28 protein-coding genes, 1 tRNA gene and 4 pseudogenes are annotated in these 21290 nt (G+C 59.1%); 17 read left to right on the forward strand and 16 right to left on the reverse strand.

Translation table 11 applies throughout. From position 1 onward, the window contains the following. The first annotated feature begins 115 nt into the window (after window positions 1-115). The 4 genes from gvpU (at window position 116) to PspCFBP13528_RS22025 (ending at window position 1704) form a co-directional block, all read left to right on the forward strand. Window positions 116-604, forward strand: coding sequence for a gas vesicle accessory protein GvpU (gvpU, locus tag PspCFBP13528_RS22010; protein ID WP_083218036.1), 489 nt, complete (start codon window positions 116-118; stop codon window positions 602-604). Between the two features lie 189 nt (window positions 605-793). Then, window positions 794-1129, forward strand: coding sequence for an MFS transporter (locus tag PspCFBP13528_RS22015; protein ID WP_065952657.1), 336 nt, complete (start codon window positions 794-796; stop codon window positions 1127-1129). Beyond that, a complete protein-coding gene (locus PspCFBP13528_RS22020; RefSeq protein WP_065952658.1) occupies window positions 1126-1470 on the forward strand; it encodes a hypothetical protein in 345 nt (114 codons plus the stop codon). The genes PspCFBP13528_RS22015 and PspCFBP13528_RS22020 overlap by 4 nt, the downstream gene beginning before the upstream one ends. A 48-nt stretch (window positions 1471-1518) precedes the next feature. Beyond that, window positions 1519-1704: a hypothetical protein gene (locus PspCFBP13528_RS22025; RefSeq protein ID WP_137201496.1), complete on the forward strand. Its 186-nt coding sequence runs from the start codon at window positions 1519-1521 to the stop codon at window positions 1702-1704. Window positions 1705-1722: 18 nt separating this feature from the next. On the opposite strand, the gene PspCFBP13528_RS22030 is transcribed toward PspCFBP13528_RS22025, so the two are convergent. After that, window positions 1723-2211, reverse strand: a complete 489-nt coding sequence (locus PspCFBP13528_RS22030) for a DUF6530 family protein (RefSeq protein WP_065952660.1) — start codon at window positions 2209-2211, stop codon at window positions 1723-1725. Window positions 2212-2472: 261 nt separating this feature from the next. Beyond that, complete coding sequence (locus PspCFBP13528_RS27955) at window positions 2473-2742, reverse strand: hypothetical protein (RefSeq protein WP_241669128.1); 270 nt, start codon at window positions 2740-2742, stop codon at window positions 2473-2475. Between the two features lie 14 nt (window positions 2743-2756). On the opposite strand from PspCFBP13528_RS27955, the pseudogene PspCFBP13528_RS22040 reads away from it, so the two are divergent. The 8 genes and pseudogenes from PspCFBP13528_RS22040 to PspCFBP13528_RS22075 all read left to right on the forward strand — a co-directional run. Next, window positions 2757-3014: pseudogene (locus PspCFBP13528_RS22040) on the forward strand (putative metallopeptidase); the annotation flags it as partial. A 10-nt stretch (window positions 3015-3024) separates the two neighbouring features. After that, window positions 3025-3480: a hypothetical protein gene (locus tag PspCFBP13528_RS22045; protein ID WP_241669129.1), complete on the forward strand. Its 456-nt coding sequence runs from the start codon at window positions 3025-3027 to the stop codon at window positions 3478-3480. Between the two features lie 11 nt (window positions 3481-3491). Further along, window positions 3492-3830 carry a hypothetical protein gene (locus PspCFBP13528_RS27665; RefSeq protein ID WP_241669130.1) on the forward strand — a complete coding sequence of 113 codons (339 nt, stop codon included), beginning with the start codon at window positions 3492-3494 and terminating at the stop codon, window positions 3828-3830. A 62-nt stretch (window positions 3831-3892) separates the two neighbouring features. Continuing rightward, entirely contained in the window at window positions 3893-4672 is a 780-nt protein-coding gene (locus PspCFBP13528_RS22050; protein ID WP_101221038.1) for a hypothetical protein, read from the forward strand. A 163-nt stretch (window positions 4673-4835) separates the two neighbouring features. Then, window positions 4836-5264 (forward strand): RDD family protein, encoded by a 429-nt coding sequence (locus tag PspCFBP13528_RS22055; protein ID WP_065952664.1) that lies wholly within the window; start codon window positions 4836-4838, stop codon window positions 5262-5264. A gap of 126 nt (window positions 5265-5390) precedes the next feature. Beyond that, window positions 5391-5666 (forward strand): hypothetical protein, encoded by a 276-nt coding sequence (locus PspCFBP13528_RS22060; RefSeq protein ID WP_232790600.1) that lies wholly within the window; start codon window positions 5391-5393, stop codon window positions 5664-5666. Window positions 5667-5938: 272 nt separating this feature from the next. Beyond that, window positions 5939-6232: pseudogene (locus PspCFBP13528_RS22070) on the forward strand (hypothetical protein); the annotation flags it as partial. 1 nt (window position 6233) lies between these two features. Continuing rightward, window positions 6234-6353 (forward strand): annotated as a pseudogene (locus tag PspCFBP13528_RS22075) (DUF4113 domain-containing protein); the annotation flags it as partial. 3 nt (window positions 6354-6356) lie between these two features. Here the strand turns inward: PspCFBP13528_RS22075 and PspCFBP13528_RS22080 are convergent. The 4 genes and pseudogenes from PspCFBP13528_RS22080 to PspCFBP13528_RS22095 all read right to left on the reverse strand — a co-directional run bounded on the left by PspCFBP13528_RS22080 (window position 6357) and on the right by PspCFBP13528_RS22095 (window position 7808). Next, window positions 6357-6566: pseudogene (locus tag PspCFBP13528_RS22080) on the reverse strand (hypothetical protein). A 107-nt stretch (window positions 6567-6673) separates the two neighbouring features. Continuing rightward, window positions 6674-6850 (reverse strand): DUF3606 domain-containing protein, encoded by a 177-nt coding sequence (locus tag PspCFBP13528_RS22085; protein ID WP_137201497.1) that lies wholly within the window; start codon window positions 6848-6850, stop codon window positions 6674-6676. A 207-nt stretch (window positions 6851-7057) separates the two neighbouring features. Next, window positions 7058-7144 (reverse strand) — tRNA-Leu (locus PspCFBP13528_RS22090). Window positions 7145-7280: 136 nt separating this feature from the next. Further along, on the reverse strand, window positions 7281-7808 hold the full coding sequence (locus PspCFBP13528_RS22095; RefSeq protein ID WP_137201498.1) for a DinB family protein: 528 nt from the start codon (window positions 7806-7808) through the stop codon (window positions 7281-7283). A gap of 123 nt (window positions 7809-7931) precedes the next feature. Between PspCFBP13528_RS22095 and PspCFBP13528_RS22100 the strand changes: the two genes are divergently transcribed. Next, window positions 7932-8621 (forward strand): tellurite resistance TerB family protein, encoded by a 690-nt coding sequence (locus tag PspCFBP13528_RS22100; RefSeq protein ID WP_065952669.1) that lies wholly within the window; start codon window positions 7932-7934, stop codon window positions 8619-8621. Here the strand turns inward: PspCFBP13528_RS22100 and PspCFBP13528_RS22105 are convergent. From PspCFBP13528_RS22105 to PspCFBP13528_RS22135, 7 genes are all read right to left on the reverse strand, one after another. Further along, on the reverse strand, window positions 8618-9439 hold the full coding sequence (locus PspCFBP13528_RS22105; RefSeq protein ID WP_137201499.1) for a hypothetical protein: 822 nt from the start codon (window positions 9437-9439) through the stop codon (window positions 8618-8620). The genes PspCFBP13528_RS22100 and PspCFBP13528_RS22105 overlap by 4 nt on opposite strands. Window positions 9440-9458: 19 nt before the next feature. Continuing rightward, window positions 9459-9806 (reverse strand): DUF2493 domain-containing protein, encoded by a 348-nt coding sequence (locus PspCFBP13528_RS22110; RefSeq protein WP_065952671.1) that lies wholly within the window; start codon window positions 9804-9806, stop codon window positions 9459-9461. Window positions 9807-9867: 61 nt separating this feature from the next. Continuing rightward, entirely contained in the window at window positions 9868-12582 is a 2715-nt protein-coding gene (gene mgtA / locus PspCFBP13528_RS22115) for a magnesium-translocating P-type ATPase (protein WP_137201500.1), read from the reverse strand. 234 nt (window positions 12583-12816) lie between these two features. Beyond that, window positions 12817-13110 (reverse strand): hypothetical protein, encoded by a 294-nt coding sequence (locus PspCFBP13528_RS22120; protein ID WP_137201501.1) that lies wholly within the window; start codon window positions 13108-13110, stop codon window positions 12817-12819. A gap of 475 nt (window positions 13111-13585) precedes the next feature. Next, a complete protein-coding gene (locus tag PspCFBP13528_RS22125) occupies window positions 13586-14053 on the reverse strand; it encodes an arsenate reductase ArsC (protein ID WP_137201502.1) in 468 nt (155 codons plus the stop codon). An 11-nt stretch (window positions 14054-14064) separates the two neighbouring features. Continuing rightward, complete coding sequence (locus PspCFBP13528_RS22130; RefSeq protein ID WP_137201503.1) at window positions 14065-15348, reverse strand: arsenic transporter; 1284 nt, start codon at window positions 15346-15348, stop codon at window positions 14065-14067. Window positions 15349-15367: 19 nt separating this feature from the next. Next, window positions 15368-15553, reverse strand: coding sequence for a hypothetical protein (locus tag PspCFBP13528_RS22135; RefSeq protein ID WP_065952676.1), 186 nt, complete (start codon window positions 15551-15553; stop codon window positions 15368-15370). Between the two features lie 144 nt (window positions 15554-15697). On the opposite strand from PspCFBP13528_RS22135, the gene PspCFBP13528_RS22140 reads away from it, so the two are divergent. From PspCFBP13528_RS22140 to PspCFBP13528_RS22155, 4 genes are all read left to right on the forward strand, one after another. Further along, window positions 15698-15913: a hypothetical protein gene (locus PspCFBP13528_RS22140; RefSeq protein WP_065952677.1), complete on the forward strand. Its 216-nt coding sequence runs from the start codon at window positions 15698-15700 to the stop codon at window positions 15911-15913. 70 nt (window positions 15914-15983) lie between these two features. After that, window positions 15984-16679: an AzlC family ABC transporter permease gene (locus PspCFBP13528_RS22145; protein WP_137201504.1), complete on the forward strand. Its 696-nt coding sequence runs from the start codon at window positions 15984-15986 to the stop codon at window positions 16677-16679. Next, window positions 16676-16987, forward strand: a complete 312-nt coding sequence (locus PspCFBP13528_RS22150) for an AzlD domain-containing protein (RefSeq protein WP_065952679.1) — start codon at window positions 16676-16678, stop codon at window positions 16985-16987. The genes PspCFBP13528_RS22145 and PspCFBP13528_RS22150 overlap by 4 nt, the downstream gene beginning before the upstream one ends. Before the next feature lie 171 nt (window positions 16988-17158). Continuing rightward, entirely contained in the window at window positions 17159-17512 is a 354-nt protein-coding gene (locus PspCFBP13528_RS22155; protein WP_101221045.1) for a hypothetical protein, read from the forward strand. A gap of 155 nt (window positions 17513-17667) precedes the next feature. Here the strand turns inward: PspCFBP13528_RS22155 and PspCFBP13528_RS22160 are convergent, their stop codons facing one another. From PspCFBP13528_RS22160 to PspCFBP13528_RS22170, 3 genes are all read right to left on the reverse strand, one after another. Further along, window positions 17668-18372, reverse strand: coding sequence for a YoaK family protein (locus tag PspCFBP13528_RS22160; protein ID WP_065952681.1), 705 nt, complete (start codon window positions 18370-18372; stop codon window positions 17668-17670). 66 nt (window positions 18373-18438) lie between these two features. Next, window positions 18439-20073 (reverse strand): ATP-binding cassette domain-containing protein, encoded by a 1635-nt coding sequence (locus PspCFBP13528_RS22165; RefSeq protein ID WP_137201505.1) that lies wholly within the window; start codon window positions 20071-20073, stop codon window positions 18439-18441. Between the two features lie 125 nt (window positions 20074-20198). Further along, the gene (locus PspCFBP13528_RS22170) at window positions 20199-21248 is read right to left on the reverse strand and encodes a DNA topoisomerase IB (protein ID WP_137201506.1); all 1050 of its coding nucleotides are present in this window, start codon (window positions 21246-21248) and stop codon (window positions 20199-20201) included. Between the last annotated feature and the right edge of the window lie 42 nt (window positions 21249-21290).

Genomic DNA, 21290 nt, shown 5'->3' on the forward strand with positions numbered 1-21290 from the left:
TCGATCTTGCGCGTTAGGGATCTACACTTAAAGCCCGGCACACACGCTGGGCTTTTTTGTGGGTGCCAAGTTGATGTATAGATGAGACTCAGTTTCCAGCCGGATGGAGTCTCTAATGCAAGAATCTCAAGATCAGACCAAAACTGTCGTAGAGGAATTGGATTTACTCAACGATAAAGCTTTCACAAAAACACAATGGGAAGGGCGCCAGACTGATTGGCTATTGCAGTGGCTCGTAAGAAGCTCTAATCAAGCATCATTAAGCATTGGCGTCACTTTATCAGTTGGTGGATCAGTAATATCGGGCAAACTGATCCCCCACGCAGTGTATTTTGAGAGGCTTGCCGAAAGCTTTTCGGCTCCCTTCCGGGAAAAAGGTGATCACAATGCAGATGCCATCCAAGACATAATTCTTGGTTTCAATGTGACCCCCGAATCTGAGTCTTCAGAGGAGGACGCACCCTTCCAGTTCCTTCATCTTGAAAATGCTAGAACTTACTTGGGTACATCGTCACCAATTCCTGGCGAGCCAGGTGCGCTTTGGCGCGGGAAAATTTCGTCAGTAGACGGATTTACGCTTGGAACGATTAGTAATAACGATTAAGCCGTACTGATATGAGTGACGGTACTTAAGTATTTTTGCTTAATTTCGCGCAGCTTAACTGCGCAATATTAAAGGCCCCGTCATCGTGCGGGGCCTTTTCGTTTTCGGCTCCACCACACCCATTGCTCCGAGCTGGGAGTGCTGTATGAGCCGATTCAATTCCCAAACATGCCCCACGGAGTCGAGCGCATGGAGTATCTAGAACGCCTGCTCGACAAGATCGACAGGTTCGAATTGTTGATTGCGGGCCTGATTGGGGCTGTTGTTGCCAGTGGGTGGCACAAGGATGACTTGTCCGACTGGTGCGCCTGGATGGTGTTCTTGATCACGGGGGTGGCCTGCTCGCTGTACCTGACGAGCATGGTCAGCGCCTACCTGAATGTCACTGAGACCAAGATCGTCGCGGGGATTGGTTTCCTCCTGGGCACGTTCGGCGGTTCTCTCCTGGCAGCAATCAACCGAGCCATCAAAGCCGCTGACCTCTGGGCGCTCATCCGCCAGCGGTTCGGGGGAGGCAACCCATGAATCTTGAACTGATCAACTCCATCACCTGCGGCCTTATCGCGCTGTGGGCCACCTGGTGCGTACTGAGCGGTAAGGTGAGGGACGGCATTCTTGGGAAGCTGATCTACACCACGATCGCCATCACTGGTTTCGTTGTGTCGGTGCGCAGTCAGAATATCTTCTTCGGCCCGACCACTGCGGGTCTGACGTTGTATGTCTCCCTGGCCCTGGCCGGCGCCCGCCACATCTTCATGGTCACGTACTGGCAGCGTGTGGAGGTCTGGCTGTGCCGGACGCTGAACTCCGAGCAGTGTATGAGGTGCCCGAAGGCGCCTGAAGGTATCGACCGGCGGAAGCAGTAATTCGCGCCACGTTTTCGAATGCGCCAAATCGTGGCGCGAGGTTCTCAGATGAGCAACGTAACCCGCTCGTGGCAAGCGCTGTCGTTGAGCCGGGACATTAACAACGTCCTGGCCGAACTGGATAGCTCCATCGCCAAGACAATCGACGCGGCCAGGTCTGCCGTGCTGCCTCAAGGGCTGATCGTTGCCGAATTGCACGGGCACGCCCCCACACACAAACCCACATCATTTTGAGTTGAATACATCAGGGGATCAGAGTTTTCCTTGAGCCTTGAGACTGTTGAGCATCTGATAAAGCTTATTGAATCGACCTCTCAAGGCCTTTTCGTGATCACTCAAGAATTTGTCGAACTGGTCTTTGTCTTGATCTGCAACTGGTTCCTCCTCTATCCGAAATCCTTCGGGCTGATTGGTGAAAAGGCTTCGCTCAATTTCGACACTTTGCTCATCACGATCGAGGAGAACCTTAGCCAGAAATATTGACGAGTCGATTACCCTGTGCAGCGGTAGCTCTTCGGACTGGCGGGACCATTGATCCTTGTAGCGCATGATCTTTAGTGAAACCTCATTAGCGCACCACTGTGAAATCCCTATTGAAAGGTACCTAGTGTCGGTCTCGCCGTTGCGCCAGCCATCGAACTGCTTGTACGGCATGGCATATATGGGTTGGTGGTCGAGATGCTTAGGTAGGGATGGCGAAACGGCGTAGTTTTGTTTTGCGGCAAACTCTTCAATTGGCATAAGGAACGAACCTTGTTGTGTCGAGGGGGGTGGCTTGCCGCAGATTAGCGCGGCACTTGTCCTATAGGTCTTCGATGCCTGTCAGCTCTCTCTTGTGCTTACGGTCCAAGTCAATGAAGTAATCCGAGGGTTCTTGCGTTGTAAGTGTGACGTATCGCTCCGACTCTTCACGGCTCAAGCCCTTAAAGACTTCATTGCCGTCAGCATCAGTGTCTAGAGCGTTTTGCAGGCTCAGTATTTTCCTGTTCCACCCATCAAGATTTAGCATTCGCTTGCCCTGTTTAGTTTGTCGCAGGCCGCCATGGCTTCGTCCTTAGTGAGATAAGGACCGCCAGTGTAGTCGCCGTCTGCGAGCGAATCTTCAACTCGAAAACAGGACTGTTGGATTGGCTTGCTTGGAGGGGATTGGCCAAGCTCAAGCGCGAACATTTCAGAGTGCGGCACGTTTACGACGCTGTATCGGCTCGACATGGAGCATTCCTTGCTGATGAGTTGATCCTTACCAATACCGGCAACCAGCCACCATTTCAAGCTGAAGGTGCTTCATGGACAGGCCATTCCCTCCATCGTCACTGCTTGAGCTGTCCGACCTCTCCGAGTTCGGCATCCGCCTGATACCAGTGCCTGAGGTTTGGAACTGGCTCCAGTCCGAGATCCTCATCGGCATCGGCAGCATCCACAACGAAGACCATGCCCATCTACTGGATGCAGACATTCGGGTCATGTGGGCATCGTCGAGCTTCGCCAAGCAGGGCCGCACAGTCCTGGGCCAGGCCGAGCAGGTAGCGTTCCGCGCTGGCGGATGAGTGCGCCGTGAAGCGCAACGAGCGCAACCTGCCCAAACCGAGCGGCATGGTTGAGGCTGAAAAGCTCGACGGCGCCGGCAACAAGTACCTGTACGAGAACTACACGAACCGGGCTCAGTACGTGCATTGGGTGCGTGACTCGTTGCGTTCAATGATGGGCCTGGTCTCGCGGCTTATACCTGAGATCGAACTACCTGCCGGCCTGAAAGGGCTGGAAGACAACGCCACTGCCGACGGCTTCGGCCTGAAGCAGTTGTTCTTCCGCATGGTGCGCCAAGCAATTTCCCACGGCCGGGTGCCGCTGGTGGTGAATATTGACGAGAGGCGCGTAAAACACGCCAGAACGACCAGCACGCCACGTTGCACAGCATCGTCATCACGGTGGCTGAGGCGGTCGAGCAGGGCTTGCGGTACGCAGCCGAGTGGAAGGGCTACGACCCCAAGCAGGTCAAGTTCAAGGTGAATCCTGAGTTTGTGACCACTGTAGTTGACGCCCAGGTTCTCGCCGAGCTGCTTAAGGGCGTGATGGCCGGTACGATCAGCGCCGACACCTACTGGCAATACCTCACGCTGTCCGAGACGTTCGTGCCCTTTGAGCTTGAGTGGGGCCAGGTACGGCTGGCGGTGGAGCTTTACGCCGCAGAGCAGGGCTTCCAGATTCAGGAGCCGACACATTGCAATGAGCCGAATGGCCGGCGCACGCGGCTCAACCGGGATACGCCAGGCCTGCGAATGCGCCCGCCGCCATACGCGCCAAGCAGGACGCAGTTCGCCGATCACCTGGTGATGCGCGGGCTTCAACTCGTTCGATAAGTCATCGTTGAGCTCCCTACCATCTGCTGATATAAGGCTCCCTTTTTAAAGGGAGCGGAACAATGAATTGGATGCTTGGAGTGATTCTGCTGGTTGCGTGCGTCACGAGTGCAAGTCTCGGACTTACAGCTGGGATCAATTTGAATCCGGCGTCTACTGTCACGTACGTTTGGGATTGGAGTGCTGCAGGTGGATGGGTTTCAGGTATTGGAACCCTATTGGCTGTTATTGTCACGCTGTGGCAAGTTCGACGCCAGCAGGAGCGGGAGAAGCCCAGCGTAAAAGCGCAGCAAGACTTTGAGCTTGAGGCTAACTCTCTTTCAGTAGCACTCGTATCTACCGGCCTGGTGCCGTCAACCATCCTGAGCGCGCATCTCTCCTATAACGGAGGGGGAGCGCGCATAGATTTGTCTCATCATTGCCCCCATAGCACTGTCTACCCGCAACGTCTTGATCGAGGCGAGGTGATGAGCCTTTTATCGCTGAAAGATGTCAATTTCTACATGTTGGGTAGAAGCATCGTTGACCCGATCGTGGGCGCCTTAGAGGCTAAGGGCGAGCGGCCGGCAGTTCATGGCGTGGGGCTAAACCAAAAGTTTTTCGATGAGCTGAACTCAATATCCTCACGTGGCGCCACTCTGATTGTAAAAACGGCTTACGGGGTAGAGGAGTTCCCTTTTTCTCAGGATGCACTACGTGCGCTTCTCAAATATGCGATTGACGACGAGCTCATTCTGGCGAAACAACAACTTGAAAGTTGGAGCAGAGAGGACCGCAAGCTCTCCAAGATGCTTGCGGAAGAGCTGCAAAGGTGTCAAAGAAACGAAGACAAATCTGAATGACCCTTTAGGGGGGGTTAATAGACCAACTATAGAACCTTTGAGCACTGGTCGGGTGGTGCGGTTGAAATGGTAGATGTACCAGGCAAGTGAGCAATTGCCCGGCCTCGCACTGGGCTTTTGCATCTGTGAATATTGAAATCAGATACCATTGGAGCGGAAACGCATGGAAGTGAGCACCATTCAAAATGAATACCGAAAGCCAGACAACCTAGCCGGACTGGGGCGTCGGCTTGGAGGGCAGTGGATTGACTCGTTAATTAGTGTCTTTATGCTATTTTTCGTCGGGCGCGCGGCTGAGTTTCTTGGTTTTTCTCCAGATGTGGTCGCGATCTTAGCGTTCGGCTCTGCTGCGGCGTATTACCTGTTCTCCGACGCAATGCCCAACGGTCAAAGCGTGGGTAAAAAACTGTTGGGGATGTCAGTAATTGACGAGCGCAGCCACCTTAATTGCAATCTATATCAATCCTTCATGCGAAACATCACTACGCCTATTCTGAGCATTTTTGACTGGATATTTATCTTCTTTGGTTCACGGAAGCGCTTAGGAGACATGCTCGCATCCACCATAGTAGTCCGATTTAAGCAGCTGTAACTATTGTAGGTCTGCCAAACCAAAGAGGGAACGACATGCGCGTGGTGTTGCATTTTATCCCAGACGGGTGGACACATGTATAGACTTGATCGCTTGAACGGCCTGCTGCGAGAGCAGGACTGTGTGATGTCAATTGACATCAAATTCAACGAATTCAAATACGATTTGGAGTTGGTGCTGTCTGCCAATGAGTCAGGTTCGGACGCGGTATCGCTAATTTTTCATGATGTCAGCGCTCTTGAGTTGAACGGATTCGGTGGCGGCCTGACCCAGTTCATGCATCTTGAGGCCTCCCGTGTATATGATGGCCTCGACAGAATTCGGTATGAAATCAGAGATCTGAGTGGCGGGAAGATCTCGTTCAGTTTTTTCAATTTTAGCGGGTCAAATATTCAGGGGTGATCATTCGGATTTTGATAGCGGCGGTAGCGGTGGCGATGCTGGCTGGGTGTATGGCACCAACGATGAACGAGGCCCGCCAAGAGGGGCCATACAAAGTGTTGACCTCAAAAAAATCCGACGCTGCACTGGCTAAGTGCGTTCATTACAAGTGGCAGAACCAGCCAATATTCGGGGGTACGCCTGGTGCAACGCTTCAGCCGGGGCGCGATAATGGATATACGGTCTTTACAGAAGGCTCCCAATATTTCGTGGACATTCAGCCGCAGGGTGCTGAGTTCGAAGGCACGCCAACCGCGCGCGACATCTACCTCGACAACACCCCCCTGCAAGACCCTCAGGGCAACATGAACTTCCCAAACGTGAAGTGGGAGTGGCGTACCGGGGCCGTGGACCAAAGCTATATCCAGGGCACCCCTTCGATTGAGAACGAAACCACGATCAGTATCGAGCTGCGCAGTGGGACGCCATGGGTGCGTGCCATCAGCAACACCCAGCTTTGCGCTGTGCGCGTCCGTTTTGCGTGGCCTGCGCTTCAGTCAGTGGACTCTGGCGGAAACGTCAACGGCAAGGGGAACGCTTCGTTCTGCTAGCGTGCCCACCAATCCCGACTGGGGTATGCGTCGGGAGATGATGAGCCAGAGCTACACCACCAAGCTGGACCAGCTTTGGGCTGTAGCCTGCAAGTAGCTGTTATTCAGGACTCATCAATACCGCCAGAGTCAGTTTGATGAAATCCTCGTTATCGTCGATGGCTTGAAGGGCGCCACGAACATTATCCGCTATCTCGGCAGAGCCACGCTGCTCCACCCAGTTGGATAATTCCATGATGGACGCCTCAAGGGCGAGTTGGTTTTCTTAGAGTTTGGAAAGCAGGGAAGGGATCAAATCGGAATTGGGCATGGCTAGTTCTCCGTGAGGGGAACAGCGTAGCAGGGAGTGCTGGCAGCGCAATAACCGCAATGAGGTTCAGGAAACAGCCCCGCTAGAACGCGGGGCGTTACCACTCTTCACTTACCGAGTTTCTTGCGTACGTCGTCAACCATTGGACCAACAGCTTTCACTGCATCTTTGAGCTGTTGCTCAGTTACACCAAACTCTTCGGTCCAATGCTTCACCTCCCAAGCTTCCGAGGTGTTTACTCGAGCACGATCCTGCGGGCCGCGGTTTTTCAAATCGTCAGACATAATTAGCTCCTTACGGGATAGCTTGGAAGCGCCCAAGCCTATCTCGATAGAACGTTAGTACAGGACGGTAGTTCGGTCTGAATAAAGAGGTGGGGAATTCGTTCGGCAGGACGCCAGGGGAGGGGGAATTGCGGAGCAGATCTCAGAATTGCGGAGCAAAAAAGATAAGGGCCTGCCCAGGTTTCCCCGGCAAGCCCTTGATATCTATGGTGCCCGAACCCGGAATCGAACCGGGACGCCCTTACGAGCGGGGGATTTTAAGTCCCATGCGTCTACCAGTTTCGCCATTCGGGCGGTAGCGCGGTGCAGCAGGGTTGCGAATATATAGATCCAGACGCTTTGGCGCAACCTCGATAGATCCTTTACTGCACAAACACCGGTCTGAAAAAGCCTGCCAGATCAGTGATCTACGCTGCGAGGCAGGCTGCGTTCAGTCAATCAGCGCGAGCAGGTCGGTGTCGCCCACGTCCACGCCGGCTTGACTCAATAATGTGGTCACTTGGCCGCGATGATGGGTCTGGTGGTTGAAGAAATGCATCAGCAGGCCGAAAAACGGTTTTTCAGACGCTACGCCGCCCATGGTGTGGTAACTCAATCGCATGTCCAGGTGGGCTTCGCGCAAGCTGTGGGCCCAATCCAGGATAAGTTGATCCAGCCACGCACGATGGGCCGAGAGTTCACGGATGTCTGCGAACGCCAATTGCCTGAGGTCGCCGGGTGTGGCGATGGCGTTCAAGGGCGCCAACGCGCTGAACCCCGCCGGGTGCTGGGCAAAGCGTTTGAGCCAGACGGTGTCGCCCAGTGCCAGGTGATTGAGGGTGCCCAGGATCGAGCCGAAAAATGCCTGCCGGTCCGCAGTCAACGCCGCGTCTGTGAGCGTGCCGGCAGCCTCGTAGACCTTGCGATTCATCCATTGATTGTAGTTGGCCATCAACCCGATGTGCTCGATTCGGTTCACCTGGGTTCTCCCTTGAGGTGGTGGTGGCACCATCATAGAGCTTGCCCGCCCGGCGGTCATGGTGTTCCATCGGCGGCGAACTATGGTTGATTAATGCCACTAAGCGCCTGGGAGGGCGACACCATGAATACCGGCGATCTATTGGAACAACTGTTGCGCGGCGCAGGGCAGGGCGGCGCTTCTTCGGGCGGCGGTTTGGGCGGGGTGCTTGGAGGACTGCTCAAGGGCAACCGCGCCGGTAATGCTTCGGGCGGCGGCCTCGGCGATTTATTGGGTGGGCTCGGCGGCATGCTGGGCGGTGGCGCGGCTACGCGTCCAACACAAGGGCGCGCCGGGGGGATGAACTACGCCGCGTTGGCTTCTCTCGGGATGATGGCCTACAAGGCGTATCAGGCCTGGCAGAGCCAGCAGGCGAGCCAGGCGCAACCCGCTTTCCAGACGGCCGACCAGCTCTCGGGCGCGCAAGTCGAAGCGCACAGCCATGCAGTGCTGCGCGCGCTGATCGCTGCCGCCAAGGCCGATGGCCACATTGATGAAAAAGAGCAGCAGCTGATTTCCAATGAGCTGGGCAAGCATACTGACGACCCGCAATTGCAGGAGTGGCTCGACGCTGAAGTCGCCAAGCCGCTGGATGCTGCGGATTTCGCCGAGTTTGCCGCAGACCCGGCGGTGGCGGCCGAGGTGTATCTGGCCAGTGTCCTGTTGGTCGATGACCAACAGGATGCAGAGCGCAATTACCTGGACGACCTGGCGGGGCAACTGCACATCGATCCGCAGTTGCAATTGCACCTTGAGCAGCAGGCCAAGGCCTAAAACCTCAGCGTTGCCGCCGTGGTCAGCCACTGGTTACGCTCGCCGATCAGGCTGCGCCCGAGCACCAGGTCCACGTCGACAGACTCGCCGACGTGGAATCGCGGTCCGGCCTGCCAGGCCTGATCGCCGCCTTCCTGGCCGTAGCGCTCGGCGAGCAGCGTGAGGACCTCTGCCACGCGATATTCAAACCCCGCGCCCCAGGTCAGGCGCTGCTGCTGGTCCCCGTCGTTGTAGGCATGATTCCAGCCGGCATTCAGATTCAGGCGTAAAGCGTCCAGGGCTTGCCACGTCAACGGCAGGTTGAAGTCAGCGCCATCGAATGTGTGCTGTCTGTCCAGGGCAAAGTGCGCCCCGGCGGCAATCGCCAGTTCGAGCCCCCAATCGTCTCGCGACAGCACCTGTACCTTTATTTGCGGGCTGACTTGAGTTTCGCCTTTGCCCTCGGCAGTAGCGCGCGACAATGCCGTTCCCCACTGCACCGAGGGCATCTCGTTGAACGTACAGGCCGGCGACACGGTTTGGTTATGTGTAGCGCCGGCGTGCCGGTTGGCGGTGTACCAGGCGTCGACATTACATTCGCCAGGGGCATTGATGGCGCCATCGTCCACCACATAGGCGCCGCCTGCCGCATGAGCCTTCGCAAAAAACACCATGAGCAGGACGACACCCAGGCTCACCCCGATGAATATCAGATTGCGCTGCAACGCACGGCGGTTGGCCGGCGGCAACAGCAGCAGGGTAGGACGCACACTGCGCGAGTGACGCGCGCGGTATTTGGCAAACCCGTCCGCCTGCTTTGGCTTGTGATGGTTGTGCATGATGCACCTCGCTTGAATTTCAGCTTTCTACGCTCAGCACCGAAATGCCGCTGGCTTTGGCCTGGCAGACCAGCTCCGAGGTGTCGTCACCACCCGGCAGGGCGATGATCACGTCGGGGCGGCTGTCGGCCAGCATGAAGTGGTTGCGCTGGCGTTCCGCCTGCTTGCCGTGGCGTTGCCAATTCGGCGGATAGCGCACCACGTCAATCGCGTTTTCGCGGGCCCATTCCTCGATGTCGCTGCCCAGGAACTGGTTGCCGCCATGGATCAGCACCTGCACCGGGCGCAGGCGGTGGTAAGCGTCCAGCACCTGGCGGGACTTTTTACTGTCGGCGTAATGCCGACCTGCACAGATCAACACGCGCATGAGTAAATCCTTGTGTTGCACGGTGAGGGTCGGGCGACCTTCACCGTTTGAACGGAGGGGGTCAGTACCACTGCTTGAAGCGGCGGATGTAAATCGTCTTCATCAGTTGGGCGACGCAGCAGTAGGCGAGCAGGGTGCCCACCAGCCATGGGAAGTACGCCAGCGGCAGCGGTTGCAGGCCCACCAGGGTGCCCAGGGGCGAGAACGGTACGTAGATGCCCAGGGCAATGACGATGCCGGTCATCATCAACACCGGCCAGGCGGCCGTGCTCTGGAAGAACGGGATCTTGCGGGTGCGCAGCATATGCACCACCAGGGTTTGCGAGAGCAGGCCCTCGATAAACCAGCCGGACTGGAACAGGGTCTGCATTTCCACGCTGTTGGCCGAGAACACGTACCACATCAGGGCAAAGGTGGTGATGTCGAAGATCGACGAGGTCGGCCCGATCCAGATCATGAAGCGACCGATGTTTTTCGCGTCCCACTTGCGCGGCTTGGCCAGGTATTCCTTGTCCATCTTGTCCCACGGCAGGGCCAGTTGGGAGATGTCGTACATCAGGTTTTGCAGCAACAGGTGAATCGCCAGCATCGGCATGAACGGAATGAACGCACTGGCCACCAGCACCGAGAACACGTTGCCAAAGTTGGAACTGGCGGTCATGTTCAGGTACTTCATGATATTGCCGAAGGTCTCGCGGCCTTTGAGCACGCCTTCTTCGAGCACCATCAAGCTCTTTTCCAGCAGGATGATATCGGCCGATTCCTTGGCGATATCGGTGCCGCTGTCCACCGAAATACCCACGTCGGCATCGCGCAGGGCCGGCGCATCGTTGATCCCGTCGCCGAGGAAACCGACGGTGTGGCCGTTGGCTTGCAGCGCCTTGAGCACCCGTGACTTCTGCAGAGGGGTGAGCTTGGCAAACACCGTGCGTTCTTCCACGCAGCGCAGCAGCGTCGCGTCGTCCATCGCTTCGATTTGCGGCCCCAGCAGCGGTTGGCCGGGCTCGAGGCCGACCTGGCGGCAGATCTTGCTGGTCACGACCGCGTTGTCGCCGGTCAGCACTTTGACCGCCACACCGATCTGTTGCAGCGCGGCAATCGCCGGGCCGGCCGTTTCCTTTGGTGGATCAAGGAACGTCAGGAAACCATGGATCACCAGATTGCGTTCATCGGCGGTGGTGTACTGCTGGCGCGCCAGCGCTGCAGGGATGGTGCGGGTGGCGACGACCAGCACGCGAAAGCCGTCTTCGTTGTAGTCATTGGCGATCGCCAGCAACTGCTCGCGGCGGCGCTCATCCAGCGGTACGGCGGCGCCGTTTTCCAGGGCGTGGGTGGAAATGCTCAGCATCTCTTCCACGGCGCCCTTGCACACCAGCAGATGATCGCCGGCGGCGTCCTTGACCATGATCGACAGGCGCCGGCGGACGAAATCGAACGGCAATTCATCGACTTTGCTGTAGGCAAACGGCACTTCGAACTTGGGATTCTGCGCAGCGAACTGCACAACGGCCTGGTCCATCAGGTTCTTCATGCCGCTCTGGTGAAAGCTGTTGAGCCAGGCCAGGGACAGCACCGCATCATCGCGCTGGCCAAAGGCGTTGACGTGATGCTCCAGGATGATCTTGTCCTGGGTCAGGGTGCCGGTCTTGTCGGTGCACAGCACATCCATCGAGCCGAAGTTCTGGATCGCATTGAGGCGCTTGACCACAACTTTGCGCCTGGCCATGGCCGTGGCGCCTTTGGCCAGGTTGGCGCTGACGATCATCGGCAGCATTTCCGGGGTGAGGCCTACCGCAACGGCGAGGGCGAACAGGAAGGCATCGCCCCAATCACCTTTGGAGAAACCGTTGAGGAAGAACACAATCGGCACCATCACCAGCATGAAGCGGATCAGCAACCAGCTGACGCTGTTCACGCCACGGTCGAACGCGGTCTGTACCCTTGAGCCGACAATCGCCTTGGCCAGCGAGCCGAAGTAGGTGCGCGGCCCGGTGGCGACCACCACGGCCTTGGCCCGGCCGCTGACCACATTGGTGCCCATGAAGCAGATGTTCGGCAGGTCGAGCAGGTTGCCCTGGTCGGCAGGCAGTGGGGACGCGGACTTTTGCGTGACATCGCCGAGGGTGTCGTATTTTTCCACCGGCAAGGCTTCACCGGTGAGCACCGCCTGGCTGATAAACAGGTCGCGGGATTCGATCAGGCGGATGTCGGCGGGGATCATGTCGCCGGCCGACAGGTGCACGATGTCGCCGGCGACCAGCTCGCGCATCGGCACTTCGCGCAGGGTCGGCCGGGCGCCCACCTGTTCGCGACGCAGCACCGTGGCGGTGGTGCGCACCATCGCCTTGAGCGCCTCGGCGGACTTGGCCGAGCGGTGTTCCTGCCAGAAACGCAGCAGGCTGCTGAGCAGCACCATGGTCATGATAATGATGACCTTGGTAGGGTCGGCTTCTTCGCCGTCCTGCATCGGCAGCCAGCAATCGGTGATGAAACTGATGCCGCCCAGGGTCAGCAATACGTAGATGAAAGGATTGTTCAGTGCCTGCAGGAACTGGACGAGGGCGTGAGGCGGCTTGTCATGGGCCACTTCGTTGTAGCCTTCGCGGTGCAGGCGCGCCGAGGCGTCCAGTTCGGTCAGGCCATCCTGGGTGGCGCGTACGTTGGCCAGGGTGGCCGACAGGCCGTTGCGGGCTTCGCGGGCGGCGCGCATCGACAATCTGGTGTTGTCGTCGATGCCTTTTTTCTGCGGCAGTGGCGTGTTTTTTACGACGCTCATGGTGTGTACTCCTGTCGCCAACTCTCGACAAAACATACCCGTTACTTGCCTGTTTACAGGCGAGCGAAAGCATGCCGAGCCGCGAACTTCGCGATCGGTTTAAATAAGATCTGGATAATCACTTACCGTAAATGCTGAGCACGCGTTTATTAACGTGCGCGCAGCAATTCACGACTGGATAAGTTCACAAGGAACTCCAGTGCATCAATAAGAAAGTTACTGTTTCCAGTCAGGTCAGGCGGCGCGAGCGCTCACGTAAGAACCGAGCATCACGCCCGTGCGGGCCAGGCTGGAAACGCTGGGTCTTTGCGGGTCCTGAGGGTCGGCGTGATCCGGGTGCTGCACCCACTGGCCGCTTTGCGGGCAGGCACGCCAATGGCCCAGCGGGCGGGCCGGGCGCACTTGCAGGGAGGATGAAACAAACGCTGCGGGGGCAGGGGGCAAGCCTGCGGGCGCACGGCACTGCTTGGTGCGCAGGGCGGCGGCAAGGGTGCGTACATCAAGTAAAACATGGGTTTGGAAGGTCATAACACACCTCGGGACCGGACACGCGACCGGCGAGGCAGTTACGGTGGAGCATCAAGCTCTAGCGCAGCTTACCGGGCCTGGAAGGCGAGTCCCGTCATGTTCTGGGTTTGGCGCCCGACGCCCGCTGAGGCGGTGCTCGGACAGCGACTAGATACTGTGTCCATTGGCTTCTTTTGTGAGGTTTAAAAAAGGCCCCTGTGGCGGGCAGGGGCAATTTACTCAGGCAGTTACAGAATGTCAACGCATGGTTAATTAAATGATCGGGTATTCAGAGTTGGTTCAGATAAGTGTGCGCTCATTTAACTTCAAATATCGCGTGCTGTAATAGGACGCTCTGAACGAGTACCGGCACTGTGTGGGAGGGGGCTTGCTCCCGATAGAGGCATATCAGTCAAATAGGTGTACCTGAGGCACCGCTATCGGGAGCAAGCCCCCTCCCACAGTTTTGATCGTCTTCGACATGGACACCGGTCGGTTAGGAAGCGATGCGGTCCAGTTCGATCTTCAATTGGGCGGGACTGATAGTTGCAAACGGCAAATGGAAAAAAGCCTGGCAACGGCTGATGATGATCGCCAGCGTTTTCTGGAACGCGGCCTCCACGCTGGCCTCATCCCCCTTAACATCTGACGGGTCCTCCAGGCCCCAGTGGGTTTTCACGCAAGGTCCGAAATACACTGGGCAGGCTTCACCCGCAGCCTTGTCGCACACGGTGATTACCACGTCCGGCGGGCTGCCTTCGAACGCCTCATTGCCCTTGCTGTACAAGCCGTCGGTGCTGATGCCTGCCGCTTGCAGCGTACTCAGGCTGCGCGGCAGTACCTGGCCCTTGGGAAAACTGCCTGAGCTGATCGCCTCGAAACCCGGCGGTGCCAGATGGTTGAACACCGCCTCGGACAAAATGCTGCGACAGCTGTTGGCGGTACACATGAACAGAACTTTCATCACGGCATTCCTTAGAAACTCAGGCGCAAGGCCAGGGCGGCGAGGGTGATCAACAGCACCGGCACAGTCAGCACAATCCCGACCTTGAAGTAGTAGCCCCAAGTGATGGTGATGCCCTTGCGCGCCAGGATGTGCAGCCACAGCAGAGTGGCGAGGCTGCCGATAGGGGTGATTTTCGGGCCCAGGTCGCTGCCGATCACGTTGGCGTAGATCATCGCGTCCTTGATCACGCCCACGGCATGGCTGGACTCGATGGACAGCGCGCCGATCAACACCGTTGGCAGGTTGTTCATCGCCGAGGACAACAACGCGGTCAGCACGCCGGTGCCCAGGGCCGCGCCCCACACGCCATAGCTGGCGAAGGTGTCGAGCCAGGTGGCGAGGTAATCGGTCAGGCCGGCGTTACGCAAGCCGTACACCACCAGGTACATGCCCAGGGAAAAGACCACGATCTGCCATGGCGCGTCTTTCAAGACTTTGCGCGTGGAGATTTTGTGGCCCTTGGCGGCGATCACCAGCAACAGCACGGCGCACACCGCGGAAATCGCGCTGATGGGAATGCCCAGCGGTTCCAGCGCGAAGCAGCCTACCAGCAGAATACCCAGCACCCACCAGCCGGCACGAAAAGTCGCACGGTCGTGGATGGCACTGTCGGGTTGTTCCAGGTCGGCCGGGTCGTAGGTCTGCGGAATATCACGGCGGAAAAACCACAGCAGCACCGCCAGGGTCGCGGCGACGCTGACCAGGTTCACCGGCACCATCACCGCGGCATATTCGTTGAAGCCGATCTTGAAATAATCCGCCGAGACGATGTTCACCAGGTTCGACACCACCAGCGGCAGGCTCGCCGTGTCGGCGATAAAGCCTGCGCCCATGACGAATGCCAGCGTCGCCGCCGGAGAAAAGCGCAGGGCCAGCAGCATCGACATCACAATCGGGGTGAGGATCAACGCCGCGCCGTCATTGGCGAACAGTGCCGACACCAGTGCGCCGAGCAGCACCATGTAGGCAAACAGGCGCCGGCCCCGGCCACGCCCCCAGCGCGCCACATGCAGCGCGGTCCAGGCAAAGAAGCCGGCTTCATCCAGCAACAGGCTGATGATGATCAAGGCGACAAAGGTACCGGTGGCGTTCCAGATGATGTGCCACACCACCGGAATATCCGCCAGGCTGATTACCCCGCATGCCAGGGCCAGGATCGCGCCCAGGCTGGCGCTCCAGCCGACGCCCAGGCCCTTGGGTTGCCAGATGACCAGCACGATGGTGACAAGGAAAATCGCAATTGCGACAAGCATGAATTAACGCTCCGATGGCTCAGCAGCAGGTGCTGGCCCGTTGTGGTCTGTCGCCCATTGCCTGCAGACGCAATGCGTCGTTCTGCAGGCAGGGCCGGCTGTCATCCAAGGCATGGATCAGTTCGCCTACGTAAAGTTCGCGCTCGCGCAGGATTAATAGCGTCAGCCGTGCTCGGCCGGCATCGGCCAGGCATTTGAACAGCATTGCGGATAAACGGCCATGTAAGTCAAATCCTGATTTCGGTTGACGTGGATCAACTGCCCGATGATCGACCACAAGTGATTGAAATTAAACTGAAACACGAATGTCCTAAAGTGCCCGCCCATTGCTGATGAAGGAAGCTCCCGCGTGACCCGAGCCACTCGTAACCTGCGCAAAACCCTGGATTCCATCGCGGAAAATAACGAAACCGCGGCGTTCGATCTCATGCGTGCCGTCGAAAAGCTCGGCGATGAAGTGCTGCGCCAGCGCCTGCTCAACAGCATTCACCGGTTGAATCAGGACGCCTGCGAACTGCGCGAAGCGCGCGATTCGGTGGAGATGGTTTCGGTAAAACTGGCCTGAGCAAGATCGTTCAAGACAAGCGCCCGAGTGCGCTGCATGCTTGCCGACTGTTTGTCGATGAGCCCAGTCCATGCCTGCTGCCCTCCCTCGTGACGCGTTCATACGTGGCGCCATTGCTGTCATTCCGTTATCCCTGGCCTGTGCCCCCTGGGGGTTGCTCGCCGGCTCCATGGCCATCGATGCGCAGTTCACGCCGCTGCAAGCCCAGGGCCTGTCCGCCATCGTGTTTGCCGGTGCGGCTCAACTGGTGGCGATCGGCATGGTCAAAAGCGGCGCCAGCCTGCTCTCCATCGTGCTGACCACCTTGCTGCTGACCTCCCAGCATTTGCTCTACGGCATGCACATGCGCCCGACACTGTCCTCGCTCAACACCCGCTGGCGCATGAGCCTGGGTTTTCTGTTGACCGACGAGTTCTTTGCCCTGGTCAATCACTATGACCGCCAGACCTTCAATCGCTGGTATGCCCTGGGTGTCGGCCTGACGTTTTATATCATCTGGAACCTGTTCACCCTGGCCGGCATTGTCCTGGGCAAAAGTATTCCCGGCCTGGACCAGCTGGGGCTGGAGTTTTCGATTGCCGCGACCTTTATCGCCCTGATCACGCCGGTGGTGCGCGACGTGCCGACGGTGGTCTGCGTCGCCGTCTCCCTGTTGTGTTCGGTATGGCTGAGTTACCTGAACTGGGAATCGGCGGTGGTGGTCTCGGGCGTATTGGGGATGAGCGCAGGGTTCGCCTGCAAGCGCCTGGGAGTAGGGCAGCGATGATCTACCTGATGATTGTGGCGATGGCGCTGGTGGTGTTTTTCAATCGCTACCTGTTTATCGAGCCGCGCCTGCCGGTACGGCTCAATCGGGGCACGCGTGAGTTCCTCGGGTTTGCCGTACCGGGCATGCTCACCGCGATTTGCGGGCCGATTATTTTCATCAAAGACCACCAGCTCGACCTGAGCCTTAGCAATCCCTACTTGCTGGCCGGAGTGTGCGCCGTGGGGTTGATGCTGTGCACGCGCAGTGTGCTGGTCACCGTGCTGTCGAGCATGGCGCTGTTCTATCTGCTGCGCTGGTGGTTGTGAACCGCAGGCGAAAAAAAGCCCGCGGGAGGGCGGGCAGAAGGGAGACTTCTAAAAATGAGCGTGGCCACTATAAGACGCCGGCTTTGCCTTTACAGTGAAACAAAGTTCATGGGCGCGTCAGTTGGCGGCGGCGCAATGGTAGAGTCACGGTTTTCCCAAGGAAGCACAGGCATGCACAAAGTGGTGATAGGCGCATTGGTACTGGCGACGCTGGCCGGCTGCGCGGGTTCGAAGATGAAGGAGGCACGTGCGGGCAGCCCGTACAAGACCATGGCGTCGGACAAGGCCACCCTGGTGGTCGCCCAATGCATCCAGTACGGCTGGCAGGACGAAAGCGTGTTCGGCATCGATGCCGGCGGCTTCAAGGAAGCCACCGAGGCGGGAGGCTTTACGGTATACACCACGGGCGGTGACTACTTTGCGGATGTACAGAGCACGGGTGCGGGTTCTAGCGTCAAGTATTACGCCGCGGAGGACACGATGCCCGCCAAACGCCGTCTGGCTGCGCTTGCCACTTGTCTGTAATACCTTGCCTTAGTCATATTCGGAAACGCCCGGCGGGACAGCCGTCGGGCATTGGCCTATTATTCACCGGCTCGCCCGACGTGATGGCTCTTTACCGGTACACGGATGTCGAGGCCGAAACGTCGGGCGGGCACCTCTTTTCCAAACCCTGGTGTTCAGCGTGGCATGAAGCCCAGCTGCCAGCGCCGGGGAATCGCCAGGGTCGCCAGGCCCAGTGACCCTGCCAATGCGCCACTGACCCAGAGTGCGCGCAGCCCGATCTGCTGTTCCAGCAGCGCCCCGATCACCGCGCCGACAAACATCCCTGCCCACGGGATCAACTGCATGCGCCAGCCATTGCGGCGTTCGCCCATCAGCCAGCGGCCCAGCCCGCGACCAAAGCGTGAGAGCGCCCCGGTGACATAGGTGAGCCCCACCGGCACGCCATTGACTTGCTCGACGGCCGCGTTAAGCATGCCCATGGCGATAATCGCCGCCAACAGAGCGGGCAGCGTATCGGACCAGGGCAGCAGTGCCGCACCGCAGAGCAGGGCGCCGATGCTGAGCAGCAAGGGCAGCGCGTGGCGCTTGCTCAAGCGGCTGACGATAACCCCCAGCGCGTTGCCGATGATGAAGGTGGCAACCAGCAATACCAGGCGCGCGGTAAGCCCCCCGTCGCCTGCACTGATCGCGACCGCCAGGCGCGTGGTGTTGCCGCTCATGAACGAGACAAAATCGCCGCTGGCCATGAAACCAATGGCATCGGTCATGCCGGCGAGTACCGACAAACCGGCCACCAGCAGCAAGCCCACGCGTCCACGCCAGCGTTGTCGATGGGCGAGGGCAGCATTGGCGGAGGGCTTGAGGGGCGAAGGCAGCATCGGCCGGTTTCCAGTGAGATTATCCGGCCACTACCCTAGGACGCTTTGCGACTGCGTGCAATCAGATCACACAGGCTCCAGGCGCCACCCGCTGCTGTACCAGCTCAGGTAATGGCTGGGTTGGATCGCCTGCAGGAACGCTTCATCGTGGGACACCGCCACCAGCGCGCCGGTAAAGCCCTTCAAGGCCTGTTCAAAGGCCATCACCGTCTCCAGGTCCAGGTGATTGGTCGGCTCGTCGAGCAGCAACAGTTGCGCCGGTGTTGCGCGCCACAAAGCGATCGCCATCGCCGCTTTCAACCGCTCGCCACCGCTGAGTTGCCCCGCGGGTCGGGTCACGCGCAAGGCATCCAGTTGCAGCAAGGCCAGGCGCGTACGCAGTTCGCCTTCGACCAGCGGCGTGTCGAGCAGGTTGAGCTGATCGACGATACTGCGCTGGTCGTCCAGCTGCGTCAGGTGCTGGTCGATATAGGCGCAGGGCACCGAGACCGCGCACGTGCCACTGACGGCGTGCCATTGCCCGGCAAGCAACTTGAGCAAGCTGGATTTACCGCAACCGTTCGGCCCGCGCACCGCCACGCGCACAGGCCCGGTCAGGTCCAGGCTCAGATAGGTTGACGGTGCACGCGGATCCAGCCAGGGCAACTGCGCCTGTTGCAGGCTGACCACCTGGCGACCGTTGGCCAGCGCCGAACCGGGTAAGGTCAGCAAGGTCGGCGTCTCGTCCACCACACGCTCGTAGGCCTGGCGCACCTGCGCGTCGAGTGCGTCTTTGTGATCGCGATGGGCGCTGCCCCGGGCGCTGACGATTTGCGTGGCCGTGCTTTTCCAGCGCGCCCTGGTAAACCGGTCGACGTTGGCGGTCTCGGCCTGTTTGCGTGAGTGCGCCGCGTGGCGCTGCAGGCTGTCATGGGCCTTTTGCAAGCGTTGACGTTCGCGGCTGCGCTGCTCGCGGGCGTATTCCCACGCTGCGGTAGCCGCCTGCTGTTGGGCGTCGCGTTGCTCAAGATAGGCGACGTAGTTGCCGCCGTAAGCCTGCACACCGAGGGGCGACAGTTCGATAATCCGGCCCATGGTGTTGAGCAGCTGCCGATCATGGCTGACCACCACCAGGCCACCGCGCCAGGCAGCCAATTGCTGCAGCAGCCAGGCACGCCCGCAACTGTCGAGGTGGTTGCTGGGCTCGTCGAGGATCAACAACTGCGGCGCCGCCAGCCATGCGCCGATCAGTGCGACCCTGGCCAATTGGCCACCGCTGAGCCGATCAACCTGCGAAGCGGCGCTGAGCGATGGCAAACCTGCCGTATCCAGGGCCGTACGCAGGCGTTCGGCAAGGTCCCAGCGCTCATCGATCAGCTCCAGGTCACCGGCCAGACCCACGCCCTGAATCATGCGTTCAAGGGCGGCCAGGCATTGGGCGGTACCGGTCAGATCGGCGACGGTCGCACCGGGCCGCACCACCACGGTCTGGGGCACGTACACCACATGGGCCGGTGCCTTCAGCGTACCGGAGGAAGGCTGCAGGATGCCGGCCATCAATTGCGCCAGGATACTTTTGCCGCGCCCGTTGCGCCCGACGATCCCGGTGGGCGTCTGGTCGATGGACAAGGTGAGGTCCTCCAGCACGGTGTCGCCATTGGCGAACTGGAAACACAGGTGTTGCAGGGAAATCAATGCGGGCAGCCGGTTGACGTGAGTCATCAGCACCTCCAGGAAAATGTCGAACAGGCCAACAAGCGCGCCAGGCGGCTCGTTGCAGAGGCATTTTTGGAAGGCTTAGTTGTTCACGTCGGCAACCGTCCCGAGAGTCAGAAGGGATTTGGAGGCTAACCCACCTTGGCTGGCTTGGGCAAGTCCGCGACCAGTTGCTCAAGGAACATCGCCAAGGCGACTTCTTCGGCTTTGAGGCCCTTGCGCACCCGTGGCTTGGGCAGCTTGGACAGCTCACCCAGGCTGAAATGTTCGAGCACCGCCGGGTGGATATAGCACTTGCGACACACCGCCGGCGTATTGCCCAGTTGCCTCGCGACGTCCTTGACCATCGCCACCACATGGCGCTTGGCGTCGGACTCCGGTTGCCACGCCAATTCGCGCAACACCGCCAGCGCCATGGCCGTGCCGGCCCAGGTGCGGTAGTCCTTGGCGGTGAAATCCTCGCCCGTCAGGCTATGCAGGTACGCGTTGACGTCCTGGGAGCTGACGGTATGGCGCTCGCCGTTTTCGTCCAGGTACTGGAACAGGTTCTGCCCGGGCAGTTCCATGCAGCGTTTGACCACGCTGGCCAGACGCCGGTCCTTGACGCTGATTTGATGCTCCACGCCGCTCTTGCCGCGAAACTGGAATTTTATCTCGCTGCCTTTGATGTCCACGTGACGGTTGCGCAGGGTGGTCAGGCCGTAGGATTTGTTGTCGCGGGCGTACTGGGTATTGCCGACGCGGATCAGCGTGGCATCAAGCAACATCACCACCGTGGCCAGCACCTTTTCGCGGGTGAACCCGGGCTGGGCGATCTGTGCTTCCAATTGTTTGCGCAACTTGGGCAAGGCAGCGCCGAACGCCTGCAGCCGCGCGTACTTGTCGCTGTCGCGCACCTCACGCCAGCGCGCATGGTAGCGGTACTGCTTGCGACCACGGGCGTCGCGGCCGGTGGCTTGCAGGTGGCCACGCGGGTCGGCGCAGATCCACACATCGGTGTAGGCGGGCGGCACCGCCAGCGCATTCAGGCGCTTGATCTCATCGGCATCGGTGATGCGCTCGCCATCGGGAGCGAAATAATGGACCTTGCCGCGCAGCTTTTTGCGGCGGATTCCGGGTTGGCTGTCGTCAACGTAATGCAGGTCGCGGGGCAGATCGGCGGGCAGCGAAGAGTCGTGCATGGTGCGGGTTCCTTGGCAATGGATCAGGCCGGTATGTCTGAT

This window comes from Pseudomonas sp. CFBP13528 (assembly GCF_005233615.1).
GTDB lineage: Bacteria > Pseudomonadota > Gammaproteobacteria > Pseudomonadales > Pseudomonadaceae > Aquipseudomonas > Aquipseudomonas fluorescens_AM.

Coding starts and splice junctions, on each gene's coding strand:
- gvpU (WP_083218036.1), top strand. CDS start 116: ATGCAAGAATCTCAAGATCAGACCAAAACTGTCGTAGAGGAATTGGAT.
- PspCFBP13528_RS22015 (WP_065952657.1), top strand. CDS start 794: ATGGAGTATCTAGAACGCCTGCTCGACAAGATCGACAGGTTCGAATTG.
- PspCFBP13528_RS22020 (WP_065952658.1), top strand. CDS start 1,126: ATGAATCTTGAACTGATCAACTCCATCACCTGCGGCCTTATCGCGCTG.
- PspCFBP13528_RS22025 (WP_137201496.1), top strand. CDS start 1,519: ATGAGCAACGTAACCCGCTCGTGGCAAGCGCTGTCGTTGAGCCGGGAC.
- PspCFBP13528_RS22030 (WP_065952660.1), bottom strand. CDS start 2,211: ATGCCAATTGAAGAGTTTGCCGCAAAACAAAACTACGCCGTTTCGCCA.
- PspCFBP13528_RS22050 (WP_101221038.1), top strand. CDS start 3,893: ATGAATTGGATGCTTGGAGTGATTCTGCTGGTTGCGTGCGTCACGAGT.
- PspCFBP13528_RS22055 (WP_065952664.1), top strand. CDS start 4,836: ATGGAAGTGAGCACCATTCAAAATGAATACCGAAAGCCAGACAACCTA.
- PspCFBP13528_RS22060 (WP_232790600.1), top strand. CDS start 5,391: ATGTCAATTGACATCAAATTCAACGAATTCAAATACGATTTGGAGTTG.
- PspCFBP13528_RS22085 (WP_137201497.1), bottom strand. CDS start 6,850: ATGTCTGACGATTTGAAAAACCGCGGCCCGCAGGATCGTGCTCGAGTA.
- PspCFBP13528_RS22100 (WP_065952669.1), top strand. CDS start 7,932: ATGAATACCGGCGATCTATTGGAACAACTGTTGCGCGGCGCAGGGCAG.
- PspCFBP13528_RS22105 (WP_137201499.1), bottom strand. CDS start 9,439: ATGCACAACCATCACAAGCCAAAGCAGGCGGACGGGTTTGCCAAATAC.
- PspCFBP13528_RS22110 (WP_065952671.1), bottom strand. CDS start 9,806: ATGCGCGTGTTGATCTGTGCAGGTCGGCATTACGCCGACAGTAAAAAG.
- mgtA (WP_137201500.1), bottom strand. CDS start 12,582: ATGAGCGTCGTAAAAAACACGCCACTGCCGCAGAAAAAAGGCATCGAC.
- PspCFBP13528_RS22120 (WP_137201501.1), bottom strand. CDS start 13,110: ATGACCTTCCAAACCCATGTTTTACTTGATGTACGCACCCTTGCCGCC.
- PspCFBP13528_RS22125 (WP_137201502.1), bottom strand. CDS start 14,053: ATGAAAGTTCTGTTCATGTGTACCGCCAACAGCTGTCGCAGCATTTTG.
- PspCFBP13528_RS22130 (WP_137201503.1), bottom strand. CDS start 15,348: ATGCTTGTCGCAATTGCGATTTTCCTTGTCACCATCGTGCTGGTCATC.
- PspCFBP13528_RS22135 (WP_065952676.1), bottom strand. CDS start 15,553: ATGCTGTTCAAATGCCTGGCCGATGCCGGCCGAGCACGGCTGACGCTA.
- PspCFBP13528_RS22145 (WP_137201504.1), top strand. CDS start 15,984: ATGCCTGCTGCCCTCCCTCGTGACGCGTTCATACGTGGCGCCATTGCT.
- PspCFBP13528_RS22150 (WP_065952679.1), top strand. CDS start 16,676: ATGATCTACCTGATGATTGTGGCGATGGCGCTGGTGGTGTTTTTCAAT.
- PspCFBP13528_RS22155 (WP_101221045.1), top strand. CDS start 17,159: ATGCACAAAGTGGTGATAGGCGCATTGGTACTGGCGACGCTGGCCGGC.
- PspCFBP13528_RS22160 (WP_065952681.1), bottom strand. CDS start 18,372: ATGCTGCCTTCGCCCCTCAAGCCCTCCGCCAATGCTGCCCTCGCCCAT.
- PspCFBP13528_RS22165 (WP_137201505.1), bottom strand. CDS start 20,073: ATGACTCACGTCAACCGGCTGCCCGCATTGATTTCCCTGCAACACCTG.
- PspCFBP13528_RS22170 (WP_137201506.1), bottom strand. CDS start 21,248: ATGCACGACTCTTCGCTGCCCGCCGATCTGCCCCGCGACCTGCATTAC.